Annotated in this window: 2 protein-coding genes; one reads left to right on the plus strand and one right to left on the minus strand. The window is 49.8% G+C overall.

The window, feature by feature from the left end:
* Positions 1 to 126 precede the first annotated feature (126 nt).
* Positions 127 to 309 carry a hypothetical protein gene (locus D6694_15455; protein ID RMH34099.1) on the plus strand — a complete coding sequence of 61 codons (183 nt, stop codon included), beginning with the start codon at positions 127 to 129 and terminating at the stop codon, positions 307 to 309.
* A gap of 508 nt (positions 310 to 817) precedes the next feature.
* On the opposite strand, the gene D6694_15460 is transcribed toward D6694_15455, so the two are convergent.
* The gene (locus tag D6694_15460; GenBank protein ID RMH34100.1) at positions 818 to 1,033 is read right to left on the minus strand and encodes a hypothetical protein; all 216 of its coding nucleotides are present in this window, start codon (positions 1,031 to 1,033) and stop codon (positions 818 to 820) included.
* Between the last annotated feature and the right edge of the window lie 39 nt (positions 1,034 to 1,072).

A 1,072-nucleotide genomic window follows, 5' to 3' on the forward strand; every position in this document is an offset into this window, starting at 1 on the left:
AAAAAATGATATTTACCATTAGGCGCGTGTGCAATACTATACTCCCACTACGATTGACAATAATCTCAGGATTGACTATAAACTCTCCGGGCTCGGGAGGGGGGAGAAGAGGAGGAGAAGCAACTCATGTCCGACAATCGCAAAACTCCGAACCAGAGTACCCTCGCGCCTCGTCGGTTTGCTCGGTTGCTGAGCAAAGACGAAATGCGCTATGTGCACGGCGCGTGTGCCTTTAATGGGTTCACAAAGGTCGTCGATCATGGTTCAAATGACGATGCGTGTGACAACGATCCGCTCATTCTGCGTTAGTTCTTGCAAGATTTAATGTTTAGAGTGGCGGGGTCGACCTGTAATGGTCGGCCCTTCTACGTAATATGATGTTCTCGTGAATATACTAATTATAACTCATCATAAAGATCTTCATGCGGCGTTGGCCTCATGGTTTCTTGAATCATGCATGAACTGTCGCACTAATTTGTTTTTTTCAGAATTTTTATTGTCCTGCGCCGGGCCCATATTTGGTAAATCAAGTGTCTTCGTTACAGGAGGCACTAAGGAAATAACGCCTGAAAGCGCTCTCAGATATTGTTGTTCGCCGGCGGGGAGTTGGCTTTCTGATGGAGGTGATGAGAGAGTGGTCTGGTTTCGGCGTCTGCGCCCGGTCAAGCTTCCTGAGGAGTTACCCGCCAATGACCGGGCGATTGCAGAAACTGAATTCCGATATTTCATGGAGGGATTGTGGTGGCTTCTTGATCGGAACTGCTTCTGCGTCAACCCCGTTTCGGGGCGGCTCCGGAGCAGCAACAAACTTCTCCAACTAACTGTAGCCGCTCGTGTGGGGTGGAACCTCCCGCCGACGATTTTTTCTCACAATCCCGAAAAAATCAGGGCATTTTTCCATGAGCATCAGGAAAGTGGAGTAGTCTACAAGCCTTTTCATCCCTATGTGTGGCATCATGAGGACGGTAGAGTTGAGGCTACCCACACGGCCGTAGTGCGCGCGTCGGACCTGGATGACAGCGCCGGGCTTCATCTTTGCCCCGGTATCTATCAGAAGCGCATTGCAAAACGA

This window comes from Gammaproteobacteria bacterium, assembly GCA_003696665.1.
GTDB lineage: Bacteria > Pseudomonadota > Gammaproteobacteria > Enterobacterales.

Bases quoted from the DNA above. Each gene is read 5' to 3' on its own strand.
- D6694_15455 (RMH34099.1), top strand. From the start codon at position 127: ATGTCCGACAATCGCAAAACTCCGAACCAGAGTACCCTCGCGCCTCGT.
- D6694_15460 (RMH34100.1), bottom strand. From the start codon at position 1,033: ATGAAGCCCGGCGCTGTCATCCAGGTCCGACGCGCGCACTACGGCCGT.